Annotated in this window: 17 protein-coding genes and 2 pseudogenes; 5 read left to right on the forward strand and 14 right to left on the reverse strand. The window is 70.5% G+C overall.

Annotation, left to right across the window (positions count from 1 at the left end):
- Positions 1-10 precede the first annotated feature (10 nt).
- Together ACQRWP_RS11845 and ACQRWP_RS11850 are read left to right on the forward strand one after the other, a co-directional pair.
- Complete coding sequence (locus ACQRWP_RS11845; RefSeq protein ID WP_430502279.1) at positions 11-736, forward strand: HD domain-containing protein; 726 nt, start codon at positions 11-13, stop codon at positions 734-736.
- Positions 737-885: 149 nt separating this feature from the next.
- Complete coding sequence (locus ACQRWP_RS11850; protein ID WP_430502280.1) at positions 886-2,379, forward strand: FAD-binding oxidoreductase; 1,494 nt, start codon at positions 886-888, stop codon at positions 2,377-2,379.
- A 166-nt stretch (positions 2,380-2,545) separates the two neighbouring features.
- Here ACQRWP_RS11850 and ACQRWP_RS11855 read toward each other — a convergent pair whose 3' ends face one another.
- The 4 genes from ACQRWP_RS11855 to mptB form a co-directional block, all read right to left on the reverse strand.
- Positions 2,546-2,911: a barstar family protein gene (locus ACQRWP_RS11855; protein ID WP_430502281.1), complete on the reverse strand. Its 366-nt coding sequence runs from the start codon at positions 2,909-2,911 to the stop codon at positions 2,546-2,548.
- A gap of 94 nt (positions 2,912-3,005) precedes the next feature.
- Positions 3,006-3,455: a ribonuclease domain-containing protein gene (locus ACQRWP_RS11860; RefSeq protein ID WP_430502282.1), complete on the reverse strand. Its 450-nt coding sequence runs from the start codon at positions 3,453-3,455 to the stop codon at positions 3,006-3,008.
- Between the two features lie 59 nt (positions 3,456-3,514).
- On the reverse strand, positions 3,515-4,738 hold the full coding sequence (locus ACQRWP_RS11865) for a glycosyltransferase 87 family protein (protein WP_430502283.1): 1,224 nt from the start codon (positions 4,736-4,738) through the stop codon (positions 3,515-3,517).
- Positions 4,735-6,138 carry a polyprenol phosphomannose-dependent alpha 1,6 mannosyltransferase MptB gene (gene mptB, locus ACQRWP_RS11870; RefSeq protein WP_430502284.1) on the reverse strand — a complete coding sequence of 468 codons (1,404 nt, stop codon included), beginning with the start codon at positions 6,136-6,138 and terminating at the stop codon, positions 4,735-4,737. Before mptB ends, ACQRWP_RS11865 begins: the two co-directional genes overlap by 4 nt.
- Positions 6,139-6,352: 214 nt before the next feature.
- Between mptB and ACQRWP_RS11875 the strand changes: the two genes are divergently transcribed.
- Positions 6,353-7,201, forward strand: coding sequence for a hypothetical protein (locus tag ACQRWP_RS11875; RefSeq protein WP_430502285.1), 849 nt, complete (start codon positions 6,353-6,355; stop codon positions 7,199-7,201).
- Positions 7,202-7,430: 229 nt separating this feature from the next.
- Here the strand turns inward: ACQRWP_RS11875 and ACQRWP_RS11880 are convergent, their stop codons facing one another.
- The 4 genes from ACQRWP_RS11880 to ACQRWP_RS11895 all read right to left on the reverse strand — a co-directional run bounded on the left by ACQRWP_RS11880 (position 7,431) and on the right by ACQRWP_RS11895 (position 8,915).
- Positions 7,431-8,000, reverse strand: coding sequence for a peroxidase (locus tag ACQRWP_RS11880; protein ID WP_430502286.1), 570 nt, complete (start codon positions 7,998-8,000; stop codon positions 7,431-7,433).
- 159 nt (positions 8,001-8,159) lie between these two features.
- Positions 8,160-8,309 carry a hypothetical protein gene (locus ACQRWP_RS11885; RefSeq protein ID WP_430502287.1) on the reverse strand — a complete coding sequence of 50 codons (150 nt, stop codon included), beginning with the start codon at positions 8,307-8,309 and terminating at the stop codon, positions 8,160-8,162.
- Entirely contained in the window at positions 8,309-8,539 is a 231-nt protein-coding gene (locus tag ACQRWP_RS11890) for a hypothetical protein (protein ID WP_430502288.1), read from the reverse strand. Before ACQRWP_RS11890 ends, ACQRWP_RS11885 begins: the two co-directional genes overlap by 1 nt.
- A 118-nt stretch (positions 8,540-8,657) precedes the next feature.
- Positions 8,658-8,915: a hypothetical protein gene (locus tag ACQRWP_RS11895; protein ID WP_112727174.1), complete on the reverse strand. Its 258-nt coding sequence runs from the start codon at positions 8,913-8,915 to the stop codon at positions 8,658-8,660.
- Between the two features lie 582 nt (positions 8,916-9,497).
- Between ACQRWP_RS11895 and ACQRWP_RS11900 the strand changes: the two are divergent.
- Positions 9,498-9,710 (forward strand): annotated as a pseudogene (locus ACQRWP_RS11900) (hypothetical protein).
- A gap of 335 nt (positions 9,711-10,045) precedes the next feature.
- Positions 10,046-11,143, forward strand: coding sequence for a hypothetical protein (locus ACQRWP_RS11905; RefSeq protein WP_430502289.1), 1,098 nt, complete (start codon positions 10,046-10,048; stop codon positions 11,141-11,143).
- 33 nt (positions 11,144-11,176) lie between these two features.
- Here the strand turns inward: ACQRWP_RS11905 and ACQRWP_RS11910 are convergent, their stop codons facing one another.
- The 6 genes and pseudogenes from ACQRWP_RS11910 to ACQRWP_RS11935 form a co-directional block, all read right to left on the reverse strand.
- Complete coding sequence (locus ACQRWP_RS11910) at positions 11,177-11,368, reverse strand: hypothetical protein (protein ID WP_430502290.1); 192 nt, start codon at positions 11,366-11,368, stop codon at positions 11,177-11,179.
- A 267-nt stretch (positions 11,369-11,635) separates the two neighbouring features.
- Positions 11,636-12,139 (reverse strand): restriction endonuclease, encoded by a 504-nt coding sequence (locus ACQRWP_RS11915; protein ID WP_430502291.1) that lies wholly within the window; start codon positions 12,137-12,139, stop codon positions 11,636-11,638.
- Positions 12,140-12,464: 325 nt separating this feature from the next.
- Complete coding sequence (locus tag ACQRWP_RS11920; protein ID WP_430502292.1) at positions 12,465-15,554, reverse strand: NACHT domain-containing protein; 3,090 nt, start codon at positions 15,552-15,554, stop codon at positions 12,465-12,467.
- A gap of 69 nt (positions 15,555-15,623) precedes the next feature.
- Positions 15,624-16,196, reverse strand: coding sequence for a hypothetical protein (locus ACQRWP_RS11925; RefSeq protein ID WP_430502293.1), 573 nt, complete (start codon positions 16,194-16,196; stop codon positions 15,624-15,626).
- Between the two features lie 115 nt (positions 16,197-16,311).
- Positions 16,312-17,937 carry an ABC transporter permease gene (locus ACQRWP_RS11930; protein ID WP_430502294.1) on the reverse strand — a complete coding sequence of 542 codons (1,626 nt, stop codon included), beginning with the start codon at positions 17,935-17,937 and terminating at the stop codon, positions 16,312-16,314.
- Between the two features lie 107 nt (positions 17,938-18,044).
- A pseudogene (locus ACQRWP_RS11935) lies at positions 18,045-18,947 on the reverse strand (ATP-binding cassette domain-containing protein); the annotation flags it as partial.
- Positions 18,948-19,021 lie beyond the last annotated feature (74 nt).

Raw genomic sequence — 19,021 nt, forward strand, 5'->3', positions numbered from 1 at the left:
TAAGTGACGCATGGACTTCCCGCCGCACCTGGGCAGCATGCCGATGCACGCGATCACCGAGATCCACGGCGAACCGGGCCTGCTGGAACGTTTCCGGTTGGAGGTCCAGCAGTTCGACGACGCCGCCCGGGCGCGGTTGACCGCCGCGCTCGACCTCGCCGCCGAACTGCATCGCGACGATCGACGCGTCCGCGAGCCGTACCTGAACCACCTGCTGCGGGTGGCGATCCGGCTGATGCACCACTACCAGGTGCGGGACGTGGACGTGATCGTCGCCGGCCTGCTGCACGACGCCGTCGAGGACCACCCGGTCGAGCTGGCCGACGGCGACCCGGGCACCGACCCGACCGGGGCCGCGCTGGCCGCGCTCGCCGCGCGGTTCGGGTCACGGGTGGCCACCCTGGTCGCCGCGGTCACCAATCCGGTGTACGACCCCGAGCGGGACCGCAACGCGCAGTACCGGGAGCATCTGGCGGTCAGTCTGGACCGGGAGCCCTGGGCCCGGGTGATCAAGGTGTCGGACTTCACCGACAACGGGGTGGGCGTGATCCACACGGTCGGGCCGAAGGTGATCTCGTCGGCCCGGAAGTACCGCCCGCTGGTGCCGCTGTTCCGCGACCTGATCGGCCGGCCGGACACCCCGTTGTCGCCCGCGGTGAAGCGGCACATCTTCGGCCAGCTGGACCTCGCCGAGGAACGGTTCAGCGCCATCCTGGACCAGCCCGCCCCTAACTGACGGCGGCCGGATCACCCGACCGGGTTCCGTGACAAGTTCTCAGATCTGTCCGGAAGCCTCGGGCATTACGGTTGGTTTGCGCCAGATGAGAGGAAAACTCCCTCTCGGTTCGATTTCCCGGCGTGTCACCAATCGAGAGGATTCGGACCATGCGCGACCTTTCCCGTCGTGATCTGCTCAGGGCCACGGCCGTCGGCGCCGGAGCGGTCGCTGTCCCGAGCGTGATCACCGGCAGCTCGGCCATCGCGGCCGACGGTCCCGGGTGGCCCTCCGACACGAAGTTCCCGCCGGCACGGCTGACCGGCCGGATCGTCCGCCCGCAGAGCCCCGACTACGCGGAGGCCAGCCTCGGCTGGGACGAGCTGTTCGTGCACTATCCGCTGGTCATCGTCTTCGCCCAGGAAACCCAGGACGTGGTCAACGCGCTCACCTGGGCGCGCCAGCACAACGTCGCGCTGCGGGTCCGCAGTGGCCGGCACAACCTGGAAGGCTGGTCGAACGTCGACAACGGCATCGTGATCGACGTCAGCGAGCTGAAGGCCGTCCACATCGACACCGCCACCCGCACGGCCAAGCTCGGCGCGGGGCTCAACCAGTCGGAGGCGGTGACCGCCCTCGGGGAGCACGACCTCGCGGCGACGACGGGCACGGAGGGGACCGTGGGCCTCTCCGGGGCCACCCTCGGCGGTGGCTTCGGCTTCCTCACCCGCTACCTCGGGATGGCCTGCGACAACCTGATCGGCGCGGAGATCGTCGTGGCGGCGGGCGCCGACGGCGCGAAGGTGCTCGAGGTGGACCCGTGGAACTACTCGGACCTGCTCTGGGCGCTGCGCGGAGCGGGCAACGGCAACTTCGGGATCGTCACCTCCCTGACCTACAAGGTCGCTCCGCTCACCAGCGTCGCCTACCTTCAGGTGACCTGGCCCGGTCTCGGGGACCTGCACGAGGTCTTCGACGCCTGGCAGCGTGTCGCACCCTTCACCGATCCCCGGCTCGGCAGCCAGGTCGAGGTCCACCCGGATGAGATCCTGCTGTTCGCGGTGCTCGCCGAGGGGTCCGAGGCAGAGGCCAGGAAGCTGCTGGCGCCGATCCTGTCGATCGGCAACCCCACGGTCACCGTGCAGATCGGCGGCTGGGGCGACGTCTACGCCGGCTTCCAGATCCCGAACGAGGACGAGCCAGCGAAATGGAAGTTCTTCTCCCAGTTCACCCGCGAGCCGTTCCCGCAGAAGGCGGTCAGCGTGATCCAGGCGTTCATGGAGAAGTCGCCCTCGCCCGACAGCAACTTCTTCACCCAGGCCTTCGGCCGCGGGGCGCAACGGCAGGAGCCGTTCGGTGGCGCGGCCTTCCCGCACCGCGACGCGCTCTTCTACTCGGAGCCCGGCGTCGGCTGGGGCACCCGCGGCGAACCCGACAGCGACGACGTCGTGACCCCAATCGCGCAGACCTGGATCGCCGAGTTCAGCCAGGCGCTGCGGCCCTACGTGGACGGCGCCTACGTCAACGTGCCGAACATCGGCATGGCCGAGTGGGAGAAGGCCTATTGGGGTCACAACTTCCCCCGACTGCGCAAGATCAAGGCGAAGTACGACCCGCACAACGTCTTCCAGTACGAGCAGAGCATCCCGCCCGCGACGCACTGACCCGGATGATCGGCGGTGCGGGTGCCACCCGCACAGCCGATCTCCCCACCTCGGGCGCGTCGATCAGGGGTACGGGAGCACGGACCCGGACCTGCCGGCCCGCACAAGGTGCTCCAGCCAGGGGAGATTCCGTCCACACTGGCGCTGACGGCGGCCCGATCACCGGTCAGGAGAGTGCGGCTTCGTTCAGGACGAGGCAGAGGGGGTTCGGGGCGCTGGCGGCGAGGTTGCCGAGCACGGTGAGCAGCAGACCGTACCGATCGGTCGGCTCGTCGACGAGCAGCTGGCCGGCGTCGGTGATCAGCAGGGTGAGCGGGCCGGCGTCGAGCCGGTCCCGGAGCACGTCGGAGAGGGCGTCCCAGGTGTCCCCCAGGTACGCCGGCAGGGCCAGCGCGGCAGCGAGCGCGGCGAACAACCCGGCCCTGGTCCGCGTCGTCGCTCCGGCCAACACCACCGCGCCGGGCACGTCGAGGGCACCGTCGCGGCAGACGATCAGCCAATCGGGCATCCGACCCGCGTCCTCGTCGACCATCACGTTCCTCCTGATCTGACCGGGGCGACATCTGACCGGAACGACGACGCCGCGGCGGGGCCGACCGAGCCCGACCGGCCGGCCCCCCGGTCGGTCAGAGCCGGTAGAAGTCGGTGTAGTGGTTGGGCGAGAACCAGGTGACGCCGGTGCTGCGGTTCACCACGATCCGGTACGCGTCCCGGGCGGCGCCCTGGGTGCGCGGGTAGACGTCGTACTCGTAGTAGGTGGCGTTGGTGGGCAGTTGACCCTCGTAGTTGTAGAACTGGCCGCCGGCGAAGTTGGACTTCCCACCGCTCCAGGAGTACCAGCCACGGCTGGTCGGGAACCCCTTGGCGGACCAGCCCGAGCGGGCGGTGCGGGCGTCCGCGCAGCGGCTCATGGTGCAGGAGCTGTAGACCGCCGCCGAGGCCGGGTCGGTCAACCGGGGCGAGACCATGGATGGGCCGACCAGCGCGGCGGCGACCATGGCGAGGAGCAGGGCGAGGGTGGTGGTACGCCGGCGGATCGCGCCGAGCGTGGCCAGCGGGGACACGAGGGTGGACACAGGCTGCCTCCAGACCATCCGATCCATCGATCCGAGTGATTGTCGGATCGGACCCAGTCTCACCGCTGCCGGTCGGCGACAACACCCCTCGGCACCCCAACTGCTCCACAATGCTGGGTGAACCCCGAATGATCGTCTGTCTCGGCACGCCCGATCGGGAGCAGCGCGAGCATGCCGATGCTGACCCAGACGTACGCGTTGGCGCCCACGAGCCCCCACGGCCCGTCGGACCCGTTGGCGAAGACCCAGACCAGCCCACTGCACAGCACGACGTAGCCGGCGGCACCGACCCACGCCCGACGACGGGCCGTCGCGTCGATCGGCGGCCACGGCAGCGTGGACGCGGCGAGCACCACCAGCGCTGGCACCAACCACACCAGGTGATGCACCCAGGTGACCGGGCTGACCAGGCACGCGGCGACGCCGGTCAGCGCGAAGCCGGCCCGTTCGTCGCCGTCGCGCACGGCCCGGCGTACCCGTACCGCCCACACCGCCAGCACGGCGACGACCAGAAACATCCACAGCCGCCGGTCCGGGTGCGCCGGATCGAGCCGGGCTACCAGGCCGAGCAGCGACTGGTTCGACACGTACGCCAACTCACCGACCCGGTCGGTGTCCCACAGCGCCTCGGTGAAGAACGTGCGGCTGGCCTGCGGCGCGAACGCCGCCGCGACCACTGTCGCGCCGACGGCGGTGCCGATGGCCGTGGCCGCGGCCCGCCAACGCCCGGTGACCAGCAGATACCCGATGAAGATCGCCGGGGTGAGCTTGACGGCGGCGGCCAACCCCATCCCCACGCCCGCCAGTCGACTGCCCCGCTCCAGCAACCACAGGTCCAGATAGACCAGCGCCACCAGCAACAGGTTGACCTGCCCGAAGCTGACCGTGTCCCGCACCGGGTTGAGCCCGGCCAGCAGACAGCAGGCCAACGTGAGCGCGTACCAGCGGGTCCACCCGTGCCGCCGGGCCAACGGGTCCACAAGCAGGTGCAGCAGGAACGCGACGGCCAACGCGGTGAGCAGCAGGTTCGCCGCGATCGTCGGGTACCAGGCCAGCGCCGCCATCGGCAGCATGGTCACCGCGGCGAACGGCGGATAGGTGAAGCCGTACCCGTTGGCGGTGGTCCACTCGTACAGGTCGCCGCCGCTTACCCAGTGCCCGACCGCTCCGTGGTAGACACCGACGTCGAACCAGCCCCGATGCCCGGGCAGCACCGCGATCGCCACCGCGAGCACGGCGACCAGAGCGAGCACCGTCACCACCTGCCGCCGACCCGCGTTCATCGGGCCACCTCCACCGGGGCGGACGGCACCAGCAGGCGCAGCGAACCGACCGCGACCAACCCCACCAGCACCCCGGCGGCGGCCAGCACCGCCTGCGCCGCGTCCGGTCCGAAGCCACTGGGCAGCGCCACGAACGCGAGCACCACCGCGCCCAGCGCCGCCGCCGGCCGGGCCCGCCCGTGCGCCGCCGCCGCGATCAGCACCAGACCCCACAGCGCGTACCAGGGCCGGGTCGCCGGGCCGAGCAGCGCCGCCGCCACCAGCACCAACCCCAGCGCGTACGCCGGGCCGAGCCGCCGCCGATGCCACCACGCGCCCACCGCCACGGCCAGTACGGCGGCCACGCCCAACGCCAGGCAGAGCCGCATCGGGGCGTCACCCAGGTGCAGACCGAACCGCCCGGCCCCGCGCAACGCCACCCGACCCAGCGCACTGGAGATCGACCAACTGTGGCGGTACATCGGGGTGCCGAGCGCGCCGACCCACCCGTACCCGATGCCGGTGGCCCAGGTGACCACGGCCGCGGTGACCAGCGCGAACCCGGCGGTGCGGGCCACCGAGGTCGGCAGCCCGCGGTGGCGCGCGGCGAGCGACACGACCACCAGCAGCCCGACCACCGCCGGCACCTTGACCAGCGCGGCGAGGGTGACCAGCACGGTGGCCGCGCCGTAGCGGTGCTCGAAGGCGAGACTCAGCCCGGCCACCAGCAGCCCCAGCATCACCGCCTCGTTGTGCGCGCCCGCGATGAGGTGCAGCGGTACGAGTGGGTTGAGCACGCCCAGCCAGAGCGCGGCGGCCGGGTCGACACCACAGTGCCGGGCCAACCGGGGCAGGTACGCCACCAGCAGCGCCACCCCGGCCAGCGCCACCAGGCGCAGACCAAGCACGCCGAGTACCAACTTGCCGCCAGTCACTCCACTGACCATGGCCGCCACCGCGAGGAACACCGGCCCGTACGGCGCGGGCGTCTGCTGCCACATCTGCGGCACCTCACCGGCCAACGCGCCGCCCAACTGGGCCACCCCGTGCCGGTAGACGTCGATGTCGGCGAGAACCATCGCGCCCTGCGCCAGGTAGCTGTACGCGTCCCGGCTGAACAGCGGCGGCGCCACCAGCAACGGCCCCGCCCAGCAGAGCAGGGTGAGCGCGGCGGAGCGCCGGTCGACGACCTCGTCGGCCCCGTGCGGGTGCCGGCCCGCCCACCACCAGGCGGCGACGAGCAGGGTCAGGCCGGCGTACCCGCAGAGCAGACCCGGCCCCGCGAGCTGCCGCAGCGCGCTCCACCAGGCGGCGTGCGCGCCGACCGGGAGCGCACCGGCGGCCAGGCCGGCGCAGGACAACAGCGTGGCACCGACTCCCCCGAGCAGCCGGTACGCGACGACGGTCGGCAGTGTGCGCACCCGGGCAGGATGTCGTCCGCGGCTGACCGCCACGCGACGCCCGGACGATCACCAGGCGACGTCGCGATGTCGTACCGGCTCGGCCGTCCCGCCGTCGACGACGCATGGTCTGGTTCGTGTCGATATGCGGCCTGCTCAGTGACGGCGTGGCGGCAGGCATATCGGCCACCGGTTGTTAGCGTGAAACGCGGATCCGTGACCGTGGAGGGGTGCCATGACGGACGCCCCCGACGGGAGGCCGAGGCCCGCGGACCAGTGGCGGCACCGGGGCGTACGCGGGTTGACCATCGCCCGCGACGCCAGTGTGCGCGGCTGGCGGTGGTGGGCGCGAAGCTGGGATCGGCTGGTCGCCGCACTCCAGGACGAGGCGCCCGTCGGCTCCGCTGCCGCGCCGTCACCGTCCGGTCCACTCGTCGAACAACGCGACGCAGCCCGACTGATCGCGGTCCCGGCACGCGGATACGTCTACTCGTTCTACATCCGCGCCACGTTCGCCTGGTCGTCACCGGCCAGCCTGCGGTCCGAGGTGCTGAGCTGGTACGTGCAGTACTTCCAACCGAACGCGATCCAGCGGCTGACCCGGCTCGCCGCCGACGCCGCCCGGGACCTGCCCCCGCACCGGGCCGGTGACCTGGAGGTGGCGTTGCTGCGGACGCTCGCCGAGGATCCCCTGTGGCACTACCAACGGGGCGACATCACACTTACCTGCCGCCCCGACGCCGCCGTACGACTCGACGAGCGGATCATGCCGGCGCTCCAGCCGCACGTCGACCGCCTCGTCAAGCTGGAATATCAGTTCGACGAGCAGATCCGGAAGGCCCGGTACGCCGAGGAACTCAGCCGCCAGTGGGCGACGATCCTGGATGATCACTCGGACGACCACGACCTGGCCGACGCCCGCGACCACATGCTCACCGCGCAACGAGAAGCCGCACGATGGATCGCCGAACTCCTCCACCGTCACGCCAACCCCTCACCAGAGTCGCCACCGACGCCCCGAGTCCCCCCGAGTAGGTCCCCCGCCCCGCCCACCCCTGCCCCGGCCCCGCCGACCCCCGAGTGATTCCCCGCCGGTCCAGACGGACGCCTCGTCGACGAACAACGGCTCCGCCGCCCGCCAGGCTCGGCCGATGACCTCGGCCTGGTACTGGCTTCGAACGGGAACGGGCCCGCCGCACCCAGGCGTTGAGCATCCGCGAAGCGGCCATGACTGGCGGCTGCCGGAGCAACCACAGCGCCGTGTCACCCATCAGCGGCACGAGAGCGTGCTGGCGGACGTCCCCGGTCTGGGTCTAACCGCCGAAGCTCAGCGCCTGCCGCAGATCCACATCCAGGCTCTCGTTGTACTGCGGATCGGGCTCAGCCCCGGCAGTGCTGAGGACGGTGCTGAAAAAGCATCTGGCGCCAACGGCGAGGATCACGTGGAAAATATCCGTGTCATCGAGACCGTGGCCGCGCAGGCCCGCGACGTCGGCCTCGGTGACGGAGTTCGCATCGGCCGCGGCCTTTCCGGCGAAGTTGACGACTGCGACCTCCTGCTCGGAGAGACCGGCGCTGCCGTGGTCTGACGCGATGGCGGCGACGGTCGGCGCGTCGAAGAACTTGTCGCGTAGGACCTTTCCATGTGCCAGGCCGCAGTAGGAGGATTTCAGGGCCCGGGCTGCGGCGAGGGTCGCCAACTCATAGCGGCGCAGCTCCATCCCGGCCTTCACCGCGCCGTTGAGCTGCTGCCATGCCAGGTACACCGCCGGGTTGTGGGCGAACAGCCTGGTGTAGTTGGGCAGATAGCCCATCGCCTGCGTGTCGGTATCGAACATCCGCTCGGTGTCCGGCGACTGCTCTGCCTGCTGCAGGAAACTCATCCGACTCCTCCCCATGCTTGCCGGGACGGTACGCCGTTGGGACTGCGGACGCTGTCGGGAAATCGGCCGTGCACGCAGCCGGTCCAGTTTGAGGGTGACCTGGCAGCGGGTCCAGTTTGGGGAAGCGCGCGGTGACTCGATCCGCGACGTGCGTCGGGGTCAGGCCCCGCCGACCATCAGACGCGCTCGCCGGCGGCACCACGCCGGCCTGGCCAGTCGCAGCGCCCGCACCGGGTCGAGGTTGCCCGGGTAGAGCTCCAACCGCGCGGTGGAGGCGGCCCGCTCCGAGGCCACTGCGGCGAGCAACATCAGTCGCCGTTCGTCGAACGCCTCGGCCGCCCGCCGGGTGTGGTCACTGCCACGAGGGTACGCAGCACAGATCCTGGGAACAGCGCGCCGAACCATCGGAGACCCACCTGCGCAATCGTGGTGGTCACTGCGATCAGCCTGCCCCGCTTGGCTTGTTCGGCCCGCTCGCGGGCACGCTGCTCTGACACGACGAGACCCACCGCGGTCGCCTCCGCGAAGATGAAGCTCACTAGGAGAGTCGACGGATCAGCTGCGTAGCCATCTACCGATGGCGGATGACCGCCGCCGGTCTGGTCGACCCGGCGGCGGCCAATCGGGTCGGAGAGCGCCCGTCCGAGCAGGTAAGCGCTAGGAGGTGAAGGTCCAGAGGAAGTAGAAGCCGGGGGCGTTGGGGCCGTACTGGCGGTACTCGCAGTAGTACCGACTCCAGAGGCCGGTCCGAACACCCTCACTGCCGTAGCTGTTGCAGAACTGACCGTCGGAGTAGACGTTGCGCAGCGTGCCGCCCGGCGGATCTGCCGCAGCCGGAGCGGCGCTGAACCCGACCAATCCGCCCAGCGCCAGCGCCACCGCCGTCACCAGGGTCGCCCATCTGCGTCCGCGCATGAAGCCTCCTCCAGATAAATGTCCACGGTGCACAACGGTGCCGCGCCGAACCGAAGCCGGGACATCGAAGTTCATGAAAGTAAAGGCTTGCATGGGCACGTGTGGTTCGGCTCCCGACAACGGGCGGCGCTACCGCGACGATCCGCCAGGGATCTCCGTCGAATGGGCATCCGCCCTGAACACGAACCTGCCGCCGCGCCACGTGGGGGCGCCAGGACGGACGCCCTACTAGTGGGGCAATCACCGAGCACCAGTCGGTCAGGTTCAAGAAAGGTAGGTCATCTGCACTGGCTCGGGCCGCCGGACTGTCCGCCGGTCGGGAGGCCAGGGTGGCGACGGCGAGCCATGCCGGCAGAGCGGCACTGAACTTGAGACCGGCAAGCGCCTTGTCGGACACGTCGGGCAGGCAGATTCGGTCGGCCGCGCCTGACATGACCTGATGCACGACCGTGCGGTCCAAATCTGGCCGTAGCCGAATGGAGGCGTCGTCGTTCCGTTGAGCCGGATCGGCAAGTTCTCCGGCCACTGGTGACCGCGCGCCCCTCCCCTGGCGACCTGCTCGTCATCGACGGCCTAGCCTCGGTGCAGTTCGCCGGTGACCGCGCGCTGACCTTCCGCGCCGTCTGAGCGCCCGACCAGCCGACGTACCACGGCTGGATCTGGTTGACCGGCTACGTCATCAACCGCCGCGGTGACGCGACCGCCAAGCGCGAGGTTTACGTCCAGCTCGCCGGCCTCATCTCATTCAATGACGAGCCATTCGGGCGGCTAAAGCGCACAAAAGGTGCGCATTAGCCCTTGTCGTGCAGGCAGGCGACGACGACCCGGCTCGCATCAAGGCTTACAGGGGTGTGGAAGCAACCGCGACGGGCCAACGTGCCGAACCCACTGCGGTAAGCTATACGACACTTCCCTGGCGGGCTCCAGAGACTGAACACTAGCTTGCGGCAGAAAGAACCGCGCAATTTACATTGCCCGCACCATGACGTGCAACCGAGGACCACGATAGCCATAGGAGTTCAGTGGACTTCGACCCCTCCATGATGCCGACACGGGCACCGAGCATGATCTGGCGATCGATCCGCTTCCTCCGTTGGCGAAAGTCCAGGCGTCAAATCGTCAAGACCCTGATGGAGGAGTCTCTCCAGACAGCGATGTATCCGCACGCCCACGAGTCGCGGCAAGCCCAACTGGCAGCTAGCGAACTCTGGCTGATCATGCTGAGGACGCGTGTGCCAGGAGAGAGCGCACCTGCTGGTCTATTCTCGAAGGGCAGCGCCAAATCGGAGGACCTCATATACGGCAGGTTTCCTAGGTTTGGCATATCAGCCATCGATGTCAAGTCCAGGATATCCCATTGGGTCCGAAAAGCCGCGATGTCCGAGGAAGGGCAAGATCTGTTCGAAGTCCTCGATGCTGACACATTACAACCATTGGACGCCAAGCAGCTCGGGCTAGCGGTGTCGGAGATATTCCTGCAACGGCTTGAGGTTAGTCGATCACGCGATCGGGACCTCGAACTAGCGCGCCTCTGGCTGAGGGAGGAGATTAGGAAGCACGAGGAACAGGCACTTGCTCTTGAGCGACGGGGTGTAGAAACAGAGGCGACCCGCGCCATCGAGTTCTCCAGCGCCGCGGCAATCGGCGGAACTGTTTCTTATCTTCTCGACAATGTTGGCGTCCATGGTATCTATACGGTCGCAGCCGGATATGGCACGGCCGTCGCCGTCGCCCTCGGAAGCCGATATGTCGTACGGCGCAGACCACTCTTGCCACGCCAAGTCGAATATCGCCTCTACGTGTTGGAAGTCCTCTGCGCCTTCTTGCAAAGCATTTTCCGCATGCCCGTTGTGCGCTCCGTTCCGGTAGCAAGGTCGATCGTGCAGCAGGCCCTTTCATTCCAAAGTGTTGAAAGATCTTCGGTACCGGCACTTGACGGCGGGCGACTTCCGGACACTCGCGGTTCGCCGGGATTGTGGGGCACGCATTCCTCTCCGTTCTGGCAAGGGGACTTGGTCGTCAACGAGCCGCCGCCAACCGGGGCCTTCGAGGGTGCACTCATACAGCTACGCAGTGACGCGAGCCGGCTAAATGATCTTGGAACAGCAGTCACTGACCCACTGGTCCAAGCTGCCGTTATGCGGCTGGAAAAAGTTGCTACTACAGCCCAACACCCGGAGGACGTATACGGTGCCGTGATCCACGTCCTAGATGCGCTGTCCCGCTGAGTGGCCATGCGGGCGTCTGACGAGCCTCGTGGATCAGGCGATGACCGAACTCCGGTGGGCGTTGACAACCCAGGCGTCCGGTAGCGCGATCCACTCGTTGTCGCCCACCCGCACCACCACACCGTCCAGCTTGGGCAGCAGCGCCGGGACCTCCATCGGGCAGAGTAGCCAGACGTCCCCTGCCCCACCGCCCGCCGCGTCAGCCAGCTCGTGCAGCCGCTCCATCGCCCGGTACCGCGCGCCAGCACCGCCACGTCGTGCAGCAACACCGGCCCATCCGCGGCAGACAGCGAGTCGTGCAGAGGTCCTAGGGGCAGAGTGCCGAACCATCGGGGACCCACCTGCGCAATCAGAGCCGGGGGGATTTCCGCCTTCTCGGTAGTAGATTCGGCTTCAGTCAGAATGCCTGCGTCACGCAGCTCGCCAAGCTGTCGGAGGTGCGCGATCGGGTCAAGCGCAGTGTGAGATGTGCCTTGACCGTTTCCGGGCCCATCAATGCCGTCCGCCTCCCGCGATGGACCCGAGCGCTGGCCTTCCCGTCCAGGCCCACATCTCCAGTGCCTTGCGGTCGACGAGAGTGATGTTGAGCTGCCCTGCTATTTGGATGCCGTCGCCCGCGGTGAAGAAGCTGTTCGTCACGAGCATGCAGATCTCGCCACCGTGGATGACCCGGCAGGTGCCGGCGAACCGTTGGATCGCGGCACTGCCCACCCGGTTGCTGGGGCTCTGCCGCTTGCACTGCACCACGACGCGTCGGCCGTCGGGGGCGACCGCCAGGACGTCGGCTCCCCGGTCACCGGGGCCGCCGCACACCGTCACGTTCCGAAAACCGGACGCGACCAGGATTCGGGCGAACCACTGCTCGAACTCGGGCCCGCTCATCGTGTCGGTCACCGCGATCAGCCTGTCCCGCTGGGCTTGGTCGGCCCGCTCGCGGGCACGCTGCTTCGAGATGAAAAGGCCGACCGCGGCTGCTCCCACGACGAGGAGACTCACCAGGAGAGCGGACCAGTATGGGTGCCGCTGCACAAAGTCGATGACCATGCGGAGGAGCAGGAAGCCGACGACGGCACACAGCGCCAGAACGAAACCGTTTACCGATCTGCCGCCACCGGCGACGCGGCGGAGCGTCGATCGGCGCCGAACGCTGCCGGTGCGCCGCCTTCGGTAGTGCGCCCGAACCCGCGCGCCGCCCTTCCTGGTGTGTGACCTGACATACGGCACGACGCGCCTCCCCGCTCGAGGAAGCCTCAGTGTCGCGGCAGCGTCCGACAAACCGCCTGCACGGCCGTCGACAGTGTCCGATACCTGTCAGTCCGCGTCAGCCGCCATGCCACATGGGGGCGCTGCGGTTGACGGTCTGCACCACGATGGCCGGCTCGGTGAGGACGGCGACCAGGCGTCGGGACGCCGCGACCGCGAGTGGACCCAACGTCTGGTGCTCGATCACGGCGTGACACAGCTGGAGGCCCAGCTCGGCCAGCTCGCGTCGGCCCAGCTCGATCCGCCGTGGGTGCTCTCGCCGCCCGGCCAGCACCGCTCGGATGCGGCGGCGCAGTTCGGCCTGTTCGTCGGTGTCGCGTCGCATCACCTCGACCGACCAGCGCCACGTCTCGGCGAGGAGCAGCACGTCGACACGGTCGGGCGGTTGATCGGCGAGGAGCAGTTCCTGGTGGCAGACGACCAGGGCCATGGCGGGTTCACCGTCGTCGACGAGCAACCCGGCGAGTAGCCCCGCACCGATGGGTGCCGGCTCGCCGACGTCCTGGCTGGCAGCCGTACGTAACAGGTCCAGGCGGGTGCGCGCGGCTTCCTCGTCCCCGCTCAGGTGATGCAGGACGGCCAGGAACTCCTGCACTCCAGGAGCGGCCGGGCGGGTCGCGGAAGCAGACTCCGGTGTGACGCCGTTGGCCGCCTGGCTCAGCTCCTCGGCCGCGACGAGCAGTTGTGTCACCGGCGCGTCGTCCGCGATCAGCCGGGCGAGCCGCTGCCGCTGCGTCGCCAACGGCGTCGGCTCGGTGGGTGGTGGGATGAGCGCCAGCAGGCTCGCCAGCCCGGTCCACTCGCCCGCAGCCGCCCCGGCCAGCAGCGCCCGGCGCAGCGCCGCCACGGTGAGGTCGTCGGCGTGCCCGATGCTGGCGGCCCGTGTCTGCGTGACGTCGGCGAAGACGCCCAGCGCCTCCGGCCAGTAGCCGGCGCGGGCAAGCTCGACACCGAACTCCTCACGCAGCCGGCTCCCCCGTCGCGCGCTGACCGACCCGCCGGCGAGACGGCTCTGCAGGCGGCCGTGCCGAAACCGGTAGGCCCCTGCGCCGTCACGCAGCAGGCCGACGGTCTCGGCGTACGCCAGGAAGGCGAGCAGTCGGTGCGGTGTACGGCCACGGAGGGCGAGGGCGGCGCGGGTGAGGGCGAAGCGCATCCACGCCCCGCCCCCGCGCCGGTGCAGCCACCAGCCCAGCCCGAGCCCCACCCCGGCCCAGACCAGCGCCGGCAGCGGCGGTACGGCGGACAGCACCCCGGTAAGACGCAGCGCCGCGATGACGAGGAGCAGCCGGAGAACGCCGGTGGCGGCGCTGGCCAGCGCGGACGCGACGCTGGCGGCGCGGTCGGCTTCCAGGGTCTCGACCACGCTGGTCGCACCGAGTTCGGCGGCGGGCGCGGCGACGTCCACCCGCAGTCCGGCCAGGACCGCCCCGTACGCCCAACCCAACACACCGACCACGACGGCGGCCCGAACCGGGTCGGGCCACGGTGGCAGCCCCGGCACGCGATCCAGCAGCGCAACCAGTTGCGGAGTGGGCGCATAGGCCGTGAGGAAGCCAAACGTGAGCGGTGCCGTGAAAGCCCCGACGAACAGCGCACCGGGCAGCCCGACGCGGAACGCCTGGAGCCCCCCGACGAACGCCACCCGGCGCGGTCGTTCTCGACCGGCCCGACCTGAGCCGCGAACCAGCGCCACGACCGAGGCCAGCAGGAAGGCCGTGATCGCCAGGGCGTTCGTCTCGCGGACCAGCGCGTCGAGGAGATTCCGGGTCGGCGGGTGGGTGACCAGGTCCGCCGTGGCCGTGAGGGCGTCCGCGGAGAGGGTCAGCGTCAGCCACACCGCCACCGCGGTACGCGCACCGGCGACGAGCGCCCAGAACGGGCCGGGCTGCGCGTTCGCCAGCTGCCACCAGCGGAACTCCCGGACGTCGAGCGACTCCAGGTGCGCGGCGAGGAAGGCCAGGTAGCGCCGGGCGGTTTCGGGTTCCCAGCGCCGTAGCCCCTGGGAACCGCGGCGGGACCGCAGCGCGGCGTCCACCGCCCTGGTCAGCAGGTCGTCCTCGACGGAGCGTTGGCCGCGCTCGCGAGCCAGGGGCACGAGGTCCCGGGGATCGGTGCCCGGCTGGTCGAAGGCGCTGCGGGCCATCGCCACCATCAACGGGGTGGAGAGGGCCGCCGTCAGGTGCGGGGCGTCCCCGAGGGTGGTGGCGACGGAGGTCCAGTTGTCGACCTGGTGCAGCGGGGCCGCGTCCACCAGGTAGTCGGCGACCTCGGCGGGCGCCGGCGGTTCGAGCATGACCACGGCGGCGCCGCGCAGCTTCTCCCCCTGGGTCAGGTAGCGCTCGTAGACCGAGGTCCGGCAGGTGAGAACGAAACGCTGGGTCGGCAGGGCGTTGAGTTCGTCGAGGCAGGCGATCAGCCGGTCCTCGGGCACCTCGTCCAGTCCATCGAGGACTGGCACCACCAGGTCGGTTTCGATGAGGTCGCGCAGCACGGCGTCGCGGCGCGGGTGACCGGCCGCGAGCTGCGGGTAGCGCCGAGCGATCCGGTCGACCAGCCAGTCGTGGAAGCCCTCCCGATCGGGATCCCAGGAGTCGGCGGGGACCAACGCCGGTACCGGGGTGTCCGGCTCGCGGTGCACGGGCAACTCCCGAGCCATCCGCAGCGCGAGGATCGACTTGCCGGAGCCGGCCGGCCCCAACAACAGCAGCCGCCCGGAGGGCACGCGCCGGTAGCAGCTCCACAGTGTCCCGTCGCCACCGGCTAGGTCCACCGGGACGGCGGCGCTGGATCGGCCGATGGCCCGCCAGGAGGGGAGGAACCGGTCGGGAGCGGTGCGCCACCGCACCGGCAGCGGGTACGGCTCGTCGACGGTACGCAACAGCGCCTCGTCGGTCGGGTCGCGTCGGATCAGCTCCACGAGTTCGTCGGCGGCGGCGCGCCGGTGGGCGGCCGCCTCGGCGAGACCCGCCGTTCTGGTGCGAAAGAGCTGATCCAGCAGGACGTAGACGGCGATGACCCCGGCGACGACGCCCCAGGTCCAGTTGACCTTCTCGAAGTCGTACCGCAGCCACACCCACGCCGTGCCGCCCGCAGCCAGCGCGGCCACGACGCCCAGCGATCCCCACTTCCACCCGCGACGCCGCACCGCACGATTGTGGTCGACCCACGCCCGCCAGGACACCCCGCCCGCATCGGGCCCTCGGCACCGCCGCACTCAGGTGGCGGACGCCTCCGGCATCGCGGTGGACCGGTCGACCAACGCCTGCCGCAGCGTCGCGGACTGCTCCACCGACCCCCCGCGCACCCCGAGACTGTGCCGGGCGGCCCGGTAGTACCCGTCGCGGGCCTCGTCGACGCGGGTCAACATCCCCGCCACGTCCGACGGCGGCTCGACGATCCCCCTGGCGAGTCGTTCGACCTGCCAGATCGCGTCCCGCCAGCTGGCGGCGGCGACGACCGTCGGCTCGTCGCCGAGCAGCAGCAGGTTCTCCCAGACGATGGTGCGCCGAGCGTCCGCCTCAGCCAGCCGGACCAGCCCCTCCTCGCGGTCGATGGGGTGGCTCCGCGATCCCGGCCGGTGCTCGGCCGTCAGTCGCAGCGCCACCGCGTGACTCTCCTTGAGGGCGTGCGCGTAGTCGACGTACGCGTCGAGCCGCCGCTCGTCCCAGCGGACGCTCTGGCTTCGCCGCCACCGGGCGCGGTCGGCGAGGGAGGTGGCGAGGATCGTGCCCAGGGTGCCAACCAGGACGCCGAGGAGAGCCGGAAGTTGCGTCAGAAGATCGCTCACGTGGTCGAGGCTGCCAGCCCCGGGCAACCCTCGTCCGCCCCGGCCCGCGCCCGCGCACTGCCCGATCCTGGCCTGAATGATCAGTGGCAGCTCAGCAACGACGAAGGAACGCGGCTCAGGACGGGACGTCGCGGTGGCGGAAGGCGGCCACGCCGACGGCGAGCAGGGCCGCGGCCACCGCCGCCAGCACCACCAGGGGCAGCGCCGCCGGGTCGACAGCGGGCACGGCCGGCACATGGGTGTACGGCGAGACGTTGAGCGCGGCCTGCGGCAGCTCCAGCACCGCGCCGAGCTGCCCGAGGAGCAGGAAGACCAGCAGCGCCGTCCAGGACAGCACCACCGACCAGCGGGGCAGTAGCCCGAAGATCGCGGTCACCACCCCGGCGATCACGAGCAGGGCGGGCAGGCGCAGCAGCGCGGCGGCGCCCAGCTCGACGGCTTGGCCGAGCGGGTCTCCGGTGACGATGCCGTAGCCGAGGCCGGTGGTCACGCCGGCCAGGAGCAACAGGGCGACCGCGCCGAGTGTCGCGGCGAGCACCTGGGTGCCGAGCCAGCGGGTGCGGCTGACCGCCGTCGCGAGGGCTGCCTCCAGCACCCCGTCGGCTTCGTCCCCGCGTACGCGAAGCAGAGCCTGCACGACGTACGCGCCGATGGTCAGGGCGAAGAGGCCGAGCATCGCGGCCAGGTACGCGTTGATCAGGTCGGCTCCGCCGCCCATCGCGTTGATCGCTTCGGCGGCGGCCGGATTCGCGTCGATCATGTCGTCGAACTCGTCGGCGGCGACGCCCATGGAGAGACCGAGCACGGCCACGCCGACCGCCCAGCCGAGCAGCGTGCCGCGCTGCATCCGCCAGGCCAACCCGGTGGGGCTGAGCAGCCGTGGCGCACCGGTGGCCGGGCCGCGTCGGGGGGCGATCAGCCCCGCGCCCTGGTCGCGGCGCTCGGCGAGGGCGTACGCCAACGCCACGCCGGCGAGCAGCAGCGCGACGGGCAGGGCGAGCACCCACCAACGTTCACCGTCGAAGGCTCGTACCTGGTTGCCCCAGCCGAGTGGGGAGATCCACGACGGCCAGGCGCTCCGCACGCGGGTGCCGTCGGCGCTCTGTTCGCCGAGTACGTCTCCGGCGGCCCGCAGCACGAAGGCGAGCCCGACGGTGGCGGCGGCGAGCGCGTTGGCTCCGCGTGCGGTGACGGAGAGCTGGGCGGTGACCGCGGCGATCGCGGTGAAGGCGACCCCGACGCCGCCGATCGCGGCCGCTGCCGCGACGGAGCCGGCGAGCGGCAGACCGGCGCCGACCAGCGCGACCGCGAGCAGCACGGCGGCCACTGTGTTCGCCGCGACGATGACGAGCAGCGCGGCGGTGAGTGGCGCGTACCGGCCGACCACGTTGGCGCCGAGCAGTTCGGCCCGCCCGTTTTCCTCGTTCTGGCGGGTGTGCCGGGTCACCGCGAAGGTGCTCAGCAGCGCGACGATCAGGGCCAGCGTCACGTACGTCTCGGCAACCACCACGGCACCGAGGTCGGTGCCGTGGATGGGGCCGTTGAAGGCGCGGGCAACCAGGCTGGACGCCGAGGTGGTGGCGTAGCCCAGCCGGGTCTCCTGGTCCGGGTAGATGCCGGCGACGCTGCCGGCGAGGGCATAGCCGAGCAGGGGCGTGCCGAGGATCCAGATGGCGAGGCGGATCCGGTCGCGGCGCAGCACGAGCCGGGCCAGCAGGGTCGTACCGGTGAGGGCGCTCACCGGGCACCGCCCTGCGGGGCGTCAGCCTGCGCGTCGGCGTCCGAGGCGCCAGCGACGGGAGCACCCGATGCAGCAGCGGCGGGAGCGCCCGTGGCGGCGACGGCGGGAGCGCCTGTGGCAGTAGCGGCCGGGTCGTCGCCGTAGTGGCGCAGGAAGAGCTGCTCCAGGGTGGGTGGCGTGCTGGTCAGCGCGCGCACGCCGAAGCGGATGAGCCGGCCGAGCAGCTCGTCGAGGTGGGCGGGGTCGACCTCCAGGTGGGTACGGCCGTCGACCTCGTGCACGTCGTGCACGCCGGGTAGGACGTCCAGGCCGCTGACCGGGCGGGCGGTCTCGACGGTCACCGCCGTGCGGGTGAGGTGGCGCAGCTCGGTGAGGGTGCCGGATTCGACGGTGCGGCCCTCGCGGATGATGCTGACCCGGTCGCAGAGCGCCTCGACCTCGGCGAGCACGTGGCTGGAGAGCAGCACGGTGGCACCGGCCTGCTTGACCCGCCGGACCTCGTCCTGGAACACCGCCTCCATGAGGGGGTCGAGGCCGGAGGTCGGCTCGTCGAGCACGTACAGCTCCACCGGGGAGGAGAAGGCGGCGACGATGGCTACCTTCTGCCGGTTGCCCTTGGAGTAGGTGCGGCAGCGGCGGGTCGGGTCCAGGTCGAAGCGGTGCAGCAGCTCGTCGCGGCGACGCCGGTCGAGGCCGCCGCGCAGTTGACCGAGCAGGTCGATGGCTTCCCCGCCGGTGAGGTTGGGCCAGAGGCTGACGTCGCCCGGCACGTACGCGAGCCGGCGGTGCAGGCGGACCGCGTCGCGCCACGGGTCGGCGCCGAGCACCTGGGCGTCACCGGAGTCGCGGCGGAGCAACCCGAGCAGGATCCGGATGGTGGTGGACTTTCCGGAGCCGTTGGGCCCGAGGAAGCCGTGCACCTCCCCCTGCTCGACGTGCAGGTCCAGCCCGTCGAGTGCCCGGATGGCGCCGAACGTCTTGACCAGATTGCCGATCGAGATGACGGGCATGGCCCCTCCTGCCGTTGGCTGCGTCGATCGTCACCACTGTACTGACCGCTGGTCAGTCGAATCAACGGTGATCG

The sequence above is a fragment of the Micromonospora trifolii genome, assembly GCF_050516465.1.
Classification (GTDB): domain Bacteria; phylum Actinomycetota; class Actinomycetes; order Mycobacteriales; family Micromonosporaceae; genus Micromonospora; species Micromonospora trifolii.